Origin of the sequence: Microbacterium resistens NBRC 103078, assembly GCF_001552355.1 — a bacterium.
Lineage (GTDB): Bacteria > Actinomycetota > Actinomycetes > Actinomycetales > Microbacteriaceae > Microbacterium > Microbacterium resistens.
The window spans coordinates 1-8,346 of the sequence record NZ_BCRA01000151.1 but is presented as its reverse complement, the minus strand read 5'-3'; the positions used below and the strand labels follow the sequence as shown (position 1 = coordinate 8,346).

Sequence of the window (8,346 nt, the reverse complement as noted above, 5' to 3'; positions counted from 1 at the left end):
GGCGGCGGGACCGGCGTGCCTCGTCTCGACCGGCTGCGTCGGCCGCGACGGCGCGGGCGCGTCTCGCGGGCGCGCTCGGTCGGGAGCGGGGATGACAGCCGGCCCGGTCTCGCCCGCGGACAGCACGCGCGCCACCATGAGCTCCAGGTGCAGGCGCGGGGAGGTCGCCCCCGTCATGTCGTCCAGCGCCGCGCTGACGAGGTCGGCGGTGCGCGACAGCCGGTCGGATCCGAACGCCGCGGCCTGGTCGCGCATGCGGGCGAGCTCGTCCTCCGGCACTCCGCGCAGCACCGCCGAGGCGCCGTCGCCGACGGCCGCGATGACGATGAGATCGCGCAGCCGCTCCAGCAGGTCGTCCACGAACCGCCGCGGGTCCTGACCGGTCTGCACCACGCGGTCGACCGCGGGGAAGGCGGCGGACGCGTCGGCCGCGGCCAGGGCGTCCACGATCTCGTCCAGGAGGGCCGCGTGCGTGTAGCCGAGCAGCGCCACCGCGCGCTCGTACTTGACCTCGACGGATCCCGTCTCGCCCTCCGACCCGGCGATGAGCTGGTCCAGCAGGGAGAGCGTGTCACGGGGCGACCCGCCTCCCGCGCGCACGACGAGCGGCAGCACCCCCTGCTCGACCGACACCCTTTCTTCTGCGCAGAGCTTCTCGACGTACTCCAGCATCGCCGCGGGCGGCACGAGACGGAACGGGTAGTGGTGGGTGCGCGAGCGGATCGTGCCGAGCACCTTCTCCGGCTCGGTCGTCGCGAAGATGAACTTGACGTGCGGCGGGGGCTCCTCGACGAGCTTGAGCAGCGCGTTGAACCCCTGCGGGGTGACCATGTGCGCCTCGTCGAGGATGAAGATCTTGTAGCGGTCGCGGCTGGGGGCGAACGTGGCGCGCTCGCGCAGGTCGCGCGCGTCGTCGACGCCGTTGTGGCTCGCCGCATCGATCTCCACGACGTCCAGCGAGCCGCCGCCGGCGCGGGACAGCTCCACGCAGCTCGGGCAGGTGCCGCACGGGGTGTCGGTCGGGCCCTCGGCGCAGTTCAGGCAGCGCGCGAGGATGCGCGCCGACGTCGTCTTCCCGCACCCGCGGGGACCGGAGAACAGGTAGGCGTGACCCACGCGGTCGCCGCGCAGCGCCGTCATCAGCGGATCGGTGACCTGGGACTGCCCGATCATCTCCCCGAAGGTCTCGGGCCGGTAGCGGCGGTAGAGGGCTGTGGTCACCCGACAAGCCTAGAGCGTGCCTCCGACACGTCGCCCCTCGTCGTCGAATCCGCCGCCGCCGGACCCCGGACGGCGCCGCGGGGAGGGCGCCCGACGGGGCGCGCGTTTGACTTGCCCGGGGCCGTTGCTACGTTGGAGGAGCGGGCCGCGCGCTCGCCCGACCGCCGCCGCACCCGCGAGCGCGCATCCGGGATCCGCACCGGCTCCCGCGCCACGACAGCGCTGTGTCGTGAGCGGTCGCGCGAATCCGCCCGGCCGCACGGACGGCCCCGTCGTCCGTGCACGTGCGCGTCGATCCGCCGGCGCCGGAACGATGGCTGCGCGCGTGCCCCGTGTCGAAAGGAACCCTGTGACGGCCCGCACACTGCCGCTCCCCGCCCCCGATCGTCTCCGCACCAGCCCGCTGAAGGCCACTCTCCCCACCCGTTAGCGCTTCTCCTCCCCCCGACACCCGGCACCGCAGCCGGTGCCGACGAGACAAGGAGAAGACGTGGAAAACCTGCAACAACTCTCGGGACCCGTCGTGGTCCTGCTCCTGCTGCTGTTCTTCGGCGGCAGCCTGTACATGTCCCTGCGCATCCGCAAGCGCACCGAGAACGCCGACGGCTACATGACCGGCGGCGGACGGATCGGCTTCGGGATCTCCGCCGCGTCGATGACGGCGACCTGGATCTGGGCGGCCTCGATGTACGCCTCCGCGACGTCCGGCTACACCTACGGCATCTCCGGCCCCATCCACTACGGGCTGTGGGGCGCGCTGATGATCCTGCTGATCTATCCCTTCGGCCGGCGGATCCGCCAGGTCGCGCCCCGCGCGCACACGATCGCCGAGGTCATGTTCGCCCGGCACGGCCGCTCCAGCCAGCTCATGCTGGCGGGATCCAACGTGCTCGGCAGCCTGATCAGCCTCACCTCGAACCTGATCGCCGGCGGGGCGCTCATCTCGATGCTCACGCCGTTCTCCTTTACCCAGGGGATCCTCGCGATCGGTGCGGGGGTGCTCCTCTACACCCTGTGGTCCGGCTTCCGCGCCTCCGTGCTGACGGACTTCGCGCAGGTGTGCGCGATGCTCGGCGCGGTCGTGATCATCATCCCGGTGGTGTTCTTCGCCGCCGGCGGCCCGGCGCTGTTCGAGACCGGGGCGCACAACCTGACGCCGCAGCAGGGGGACTTCTTCTCCTCGGACGCGTTCTTCAACCAGGGGGCGCCCTACATCGCCGCCGTGCTGGCCTACGCGATCGGCAACCAGACCATCGCGCAGCGTCTCTTCGCGGTCCGTGAGGACCTCATCAAGAAGACCTTCGTCACGGCGACGTTCGGCTACGGCGCCACCATCATCGGGATCGGGATGCTCGGGGTCATCGCCCTCTACGCGGGCATCGAGCCCGTCGGCGGGGACGTGAACAACCTCATCCCGCAGATGGCCGCGACGTACCTGTCGCCGGTGCTGCTGTGCGTGTTCTTCGTGATGATCATCGGATCCCTGTCGTCCACGGCGGACGCCGACCTGACGGCGCTGTCCTCCATCGTCATGGCCGACGTGTACGGCCAGAACATCGCGGGCAAGAAGCGCGCGAACCCCCGCACCATGGTGCTCGTCGGACGGGTCACGATGATCGTCGCGATGGTGGCCGGCCTCGCCTTCGCGGGGTCGCAGCTCAACATCCTCGACCTCCTCGTGTTCGTCGGCGCGATGTGGGGCGCGCTGGTGTTCCCGGTGATCGCGAGCTTCTACTGGGACCGCGTCACCAACCTCGCGTTCTCCGTCGCGGTGGTCGCGGCGCTGGCCGCGTTCCTGCCGGTCCGGTTCGAGTGGGTGCCGCTGTCGGGCCCGGTGGGCATCGTCAGCGACGTCCTCGCCACCGTCGGCATCGGCGTCGTCCTCGGACTCATGGCGTTCGGGTTCTTCGGGAAGCGGATCGCTCTCGCGGTCGGCACCGTCGCGACGCTCGCGGCCGCGCCGTTCTCGATCGGGTTCCTGCACACCTATCCGGTGCTGTCGGGCTCCCTCGTCGCGTACGCGGTGTCCACGATCGTGTGCGTCGCGCTGACGCTGCCGAGCAGGCGGCGCTTCGACTTCGCCCTCATCAAGGAGCGCACCGGGGACTTCGACCAGGACCTCGACGCGGAGCTCGCCGCGCTCGAGGACGAGACCGCGCGCGCCGCCGCGCCCGAGGATCCGCGCGACGGCGTCGGACGGGCGTGACCGGGGAACGCGAGAGAAGGGAAGAAGAATGGAAACGTCGACAGTCCTCCTGACCGCCTACGTCCTCGTCTGGCCGGTGATCGTGCTGGGCACGCTCGCCGTCATCGTCCGCGCGTTCGTGACCGAGGCGCGAGAGGCCAAGGCCGAGGGCCGCAGCATCATCTGAGCCGGACCCGCCCCGCACGCACGGAGGGCGGGGACCCTCGGGTCCCCGCCCTCCGTCGCATCACTCCCCCGCGGCTCCCACGATCGGGATCGCGGAGGTGGTCGGCACCGAGGCCGACAGCAGCGTGCCGTCCTCGCGCCGCGCCTGCAGACCCAACTCGGGCCGTCCGGGGATGACGGGTCCCTGGTGCGCCAGGGGCACGCGGACCGGTTCGCCCACGGACGCGGTGTAGGCCGCGCCGCGCACGGTGAAGTCGACCGGGTCGCCCTCGCGCACCTCCACCTCCAGCTCGCCGCGGGTGAGCGTCACCTGCAGCACGGAACCGAGCCAGCGCAGCGGGTACGACAGCTCCGGCCAGTCCCGCGGCAGGCGCGGGTCGAAGCTCAGCTCGCCGTTGTAGTCCCGCATGCCGCCGAAGCCGCACACGAGCGCGGTCCACACGCCGCCCGCCGACGCCACATGCACGCCGTCGGAGGCGTTGCGGTGCAGATCGCCGAGGTCGACGAAGATCGACTGCTCGAAGTACTCCAGCGCGAGGTCCTGGTATCCGACCTCCGCCGCGAGGATCGACTGGACGACCGCCGACAGCGTCGAGTCGCCCGTGGTCAGCGGGTCGTAGTACTCGAAGTCGGCCAGCTTCTCCGCCTCGGTGAAGTGGTTGCCCTGCAGGAACAGCGCCAGCACCACGTCCGCCTGCTTCAGCACCTGGAAGCGGTAGATCACCAGCGGGTGGAAGTGCAGCAGCAGCGGGCGCTGCTCCTTCGGCGTGTTCGCAAGATCCCACACCTCGCGCTCCAGGAACAGGGAGTCCTGCGGGTGGATGCCCAGCGCGGGGCTGAACGGGATGAACATCGCCTCCGCGGCACGCTCCCAGCCCTCCACCTCCTCCGGGCGCAGCTGGAGGCGGTCGACGAGCTTCTCGTACGCCTCCGGCGCGTCCTCGGCCATCTCGCTGACCACCCGCGCCGCGAAGCGCAGGTTGTAGCGGGCCATCACGTTCGTGAAGAGGTTGTCGTTGACGACGGTGGTGTACTCGTCCGGGCCGGTCACGCCGTGGATGTGGAACGTCTCCACGTCCCCTCCCGTGCGCCAGAAGCCGAGCGTCTCCCACATCCGGGCCGTCTCGACCGCGATGTCCGCGCCCTCGTGGTACAGGAACTCGTCGTCCCCGGTGCCCCGCACGTACTTGCCCAGGGCGAAGCTGACGTCGGCGTTGATGTGGTACTGCGCGGTGCCGGCGGCGTAGTAGGCGGAGGCCTCCTCGCCGTTGATCGTCCGCCAGGGGAACAGGGCCCCGCCCTCGTTGAGCTGCCTCGCCCGCCGTCGCGCCGCGGGGAGCATGTGCACGCGGGCGCGAAGGGCGTTGCGCGCCCACTGCGGGGAGGTGTACGTCAGGAACGGGAGGACGTAGATCTCCGTGTCCCAGAAGTAGTGACCGCTGTAGCCGGACCCGGACACGCCCTTCGCGGACACTCCCGCGCCGTCGGCGCGCGCCGACGCCTGCGCGATCTGGAACAGGCACCACCGGGTCGCCTGCTGCAGGTCGTCCCGGGCGCCGATCCGCACGTCCGAGCGCTCCCAGAAGGCGGCGAGCCACGCGGCCTGCTTGGCGAACTGGGCCTCGACGCCCTCGAAGGCCACCCGGTCCAGCGTGCGGCGGCAGCGGTCGACGAGCTCGCGCGGAGGCACCCCGCGGGAGGTGTGGTAGCTGACGAGCTTCGTCACCCGGATCGGAACTCCGGCCTTGGCCTGCACGCGGAAGACGTTCTTGGCGATGTCCGGCTCGATGAGGCGGCGCGCGGTGTAGTCGTTCTCGGTCTCCACCACGTGGTCGGCCACGACGGCAAGCGTCATCCCGGACTCGGCGACGCGGTACGACAGCGCCGAGCGCTGCTCCTCCTGCCAGAACTCCGCCGGCTGGAGCACCCGCTCCGAGATCCGCTCCGCCTTGCGCGGATCGAATCCGCCCGGCGCGGATCCTCCGCGAACGTCCTTGCCGGAGATCGTGGGGGCGCCCCCGTAGACGTCCTCGCCGTCCTGCCGATTGATGATCTGGCAGGACACGGTGACCGGCGCGTCCGCGTTCTCGACGACGACCTCCAGCCGCAGCACGGCGAGGTGGCGCTCGTCGAACGAGACGATCCGCTCGTCGCGCAGGCGCACGCGCTTGCCGGACGGGGTGACCCACAGCACGTCCCGGGAGAGGATGCCGGTGCGGAAGTCCAAGGCCCGCCGGTACTCGCGGACGTCCGCCTCGTCGAAGCTCAGCGGCTCGTCGTCGACGTACACGCGCATGACCTTGGCGTCCGGGGCGTTCACGATGGTCTGCCCCACCTCGGCGAAGCCGTACGCGGCCTCCGCGTGCCGGATCTGCCAGGTCTCGTGCAGGCCGTTCAGGAAGGTGCCGTGCTCGAGGGCCTCACGCCCCTCGATGTGGTTGCCGCGCAGGCCGAGATAGCCGTTGCCGACGGCGAAGAGGGTCTCGGCGACGCCGGGATCCTCCGCGGGGAAGCGGGTCTCGACGAGTCGCCAGGGGTCGACGGGGAAGACGTCGCGGTCGATCACTTCGACTCCTTCAGTCGCTCAGTACGTCGCATGCAGTTCTCCGTGGATGTGGACGTGCGGGTGCCGGTTCGGGTGGGGGTGTGCGGAGCGGACGTCTCAGGATACGAGGCGGGCGAGGTCGTCGACGACGATCGTCGCGCCGTGGGCGCGGAGGGCCTCGGCGCCCGCGCCGCGATCCACCCCGATGACGGTGCCGTAGCCCGCGGCGGCGGCCGAGGCGACCCCGGACACCGCGTCCTCGACGCCGACCGCGTCCGCGGCCGCCACTCCCAGGCGCTCCGCCCCGACGCGGAAGACGTCCGCCGCGGGCTTGGAGGCGAGGTGCTCGCGCTCGGCGACGACGCCGTCGACGACGACCTCGAAGAAGTCACGGATCCCGGCCGCCGCGAGCACCTCCTCGGCGTTCTTCGAGCTCGACACCACCGCCATCGGCACGCCCGCGTCGCGCAGGCGCTCCAGCAGGGCCAGGGACCCGGGGTACGGGGCGATGCCGTCGCGGCGCAGCGCCGTCGCGAACGCCGCGTTCTTGCGGTTGCCGATGCCGCAGATCGTGTCGGCCTCGGGAGGATCGTCGACGCTCCCCCACGCGATCTCGACGTTGCGGCTGTGCAGCAGGCTCGCCACGCCGTCGTACCGCTTCTTCCCGTCGACGTACGCGAAGTAGTCCGCGTCGGTGTAGGGCGGGGTGATGTCCCACGCCGCGAACACCTCGTCGAACACCGCCTTCCAGGCGCGCATGTGCACCTCGGCGGTCGGCGTCAGCACGCCGTCGAGGTCGAAGAGCACGCCGGCGGCGACGCTGAGGTCGGGCGCTGCGGGGGTCTCGGGCACGGCGGCTCCTCCGGTCGGCGGACGGATCGATGGATCGGCACCGCGACGTGCCGCGTGTCCAGCGTAATCACGCCCGCGCCCTCACGACAGCCCGTTCTTCGAGCCGTCATCCGCGCGCCCCGCGCCGCTATCCCGGGTACCGGTGGACCTCGTCGACGCGGAAGGTCACGCCGTCGGGCAGCTCGCCGTGCAGCGTGATGTCCGCCGAGCCCGTCTGACCGCCGGGGATCGGATCGCTCCACGCGGTGGTGCTCGTCGCCGTCGAGCCGTCGCCGCGCAGCGCGGTGACGTCGATCGCGTACGACATCGTGACGGACGTGCTGTTGCGGACGGCCACGCGCAGGACCGGCAGCTCGCCGCTGCGGTCGATCTCGCCGATGGCGACATCGGCGACGAGGTCCGCGTACTCCGTCGGCTCCGCCGCGAACAGGCGGAGCTCGGGGACGCCCATCCCCGACTGGCTGTAGACCGACACCGGCTCCTCACCGGCGGGCGGGACGGCGAGCCGGACGAGCAGCAGGTCGCCCTCGGCGATGTCGGCGTGCGAGGAGGTGGGTGCGAGCAGCACGGCATCCCTGGTGGGGAACTCGTACTGCTCGGCGGGCCGGTCCGCGCTCAGGGTCACGAAGAAGGCCCGCAGACCCGGCACGGCCGTGGTCTCGAACCCGCCGGCCTGGAGGACCACGGCGTATGCGAGCAGCGGCCGATCCGCGTGCGCCGCGGGCGTGTCGAGGACCGCGTCCAGCGTCGCCTGATCGACCGGCACGAAGGCCGTCGGGTCCGGCGCCTCCCACGTCGGCTCCGGGCTCGGCGTCGGAGAGGGCGTCGCCGACGCCGCGGGCTCCGCTCCCGGAGCCGTCCCCGGGCCGTGCGACGTCCCGAACACGCCGTCGGCGAGCGCGACCACCTGAGGCCACAGGCCGAACAGCTGCGTCTGGACCGCCGCGAACCCGCCGACGAGGAGGACCACCAGCACGAGCACGGTGCGGCGGATCGCCCGGACGCCGGCGGACGCGGCCGCCGGCGGGCGGCGATATCCGCGCCGCGACGCCTCCAGCGGAGGGATGAGATAGGGCTCGGTGATCCGCTCGGGCACCGAGGTGTAGGTCTCGGAGTATCGCTCGCGGCCGCTCATGTCTGGACCCTACCGGCCCGCAGGCCCTCCCGGTCACGACTTCGCGCCGTCCGACGGCGGGCATGAGAAGACCCTCCGCGCACCCGGCAGAGCCCGGTTACCCTTGCTGCGTTTCCGCCCTGGGGGAGTTGGCCTGGATGTCGTCACGCGGAGGGCCGTCGTCCATTCTACAGGTGCGGCGCGGGCTCCGTGTCCGCCGGCACGGGCGCGGGGGTCCGCGCC

Annotated in this window: 6 protein-coding genes and 1 other RNA gene; 2 read left to right on the top strand and 5 right to left on the bottom strand. The window is 71.7% G+C overall.

Translation table 11 applies throughout. The features are described 5' to 3' along the window. A partial coding sequence (locus tag MR1_RS17735; RefSeq protein WP_157518351.1) for a DNA polymerase III subunit gamma and tau occupies nt 1-1,221 on the bottom strand: 1,221 nt, incomplete at its 3' end. Between the two features lie 490 nt (nt 1,222-1,711). Here MR1_RS17735 and MR1_RS17730 point away from each other — a divergent pair. Both MR1_RS17730 and MR1_RS20280 read left to right on the top strand, forming a co-directional pair. Then, on the top strand, nt 1,712-3,427 hold the full coding sequence (locus tag MR1_RS17730) for a sodium:solute symporter family protein (RefSeq protein WP_067250149.1): 1,716 nt from the start codon (nt 1,712-1,714) through the stop codon (nt 3,425-3,427). Between the two features lie 28 nt (nt 3,428-3,455). Continuing rightward, entirely contained in the window at nt 3,456-3,593 is a 138-nt protein-coding gene (locus tag MR1_RS20280) for a putative transporter small subunit (protein ID WP_169797715.1), read from the top strand. 60 nt (nt 3,594-3,653) lie between these two features. Here MR1_RS20280 and MR1_RS17725 read toward each other — a convergent pair whose 3' ends face one another. The 4 genes from MR1_RS17725 to ffs all read right to left on the bottom strand — a co-directional run bounded on the left by MR1_RS17725 (nt 3,654) and on the right by ffs (nt 8,284). Beyond that, nucleotides 3,654-6,158: a glycoside hydrolase family 65 protein gene (locus MR1_RS17725; protein WP_067250144.1), complete on the bottom strand. Its 2,505-nt coding sequence runs from the start codon at nt 6,156-6,158 to the stop codon at nt 3,654-3,656. Nucleotides 6,159-6,254: 96 nt separating this feature from the next. Next, on the bottom strand, nt 6,255-6,989 hold the full coding sequence (locus tag MR1_RS17720; protein ID WP_067250141.1) for an HAD family hydrolase: 735 nt from the start codon (nt 6,987-6,989) through the stop codon (nt 6,255-6,257). Nucleotides 6,990-7,116: 127 nt separating this feature from the next. Further along, a complete protein-coding gene (locus MR1_RS17715; RefSeq protein ID WP_067250137.1) occupies nt 7,117-8,124 on the bottom strand; it encodes a hypothetical protein in 1,008 nt (335 codons plus the stop codon). 63 nt (nt 8,125-8,187) lie between these two features. Further along, nucleotides 8,188-8,284: signal recognition particle sRNA small type (ffs, locus tag MR1_RS17710), an RNA gene on the bottom strand. Nucleotides 8,285-8,346: the final 62 nt, after the last annotated feature.

Excerpts from the sequence above, each read along its gene's own strand:
- MR1_RS20280 (WP_169797715.1), top strand. The coding sequence starts at position 3,456 with ATGGAAACGTCGACAGTCCTCCTGACCGCCTACGTCCTCGTCTGGCCG.
- MR1_RS17715 (WP_067250137.1), bottom strand. The coding sequence starts at position 8,124 with ATGAGCGGCCGCGAGCGATACTCCGAGACCTACACCTCGGTGCCCGAG.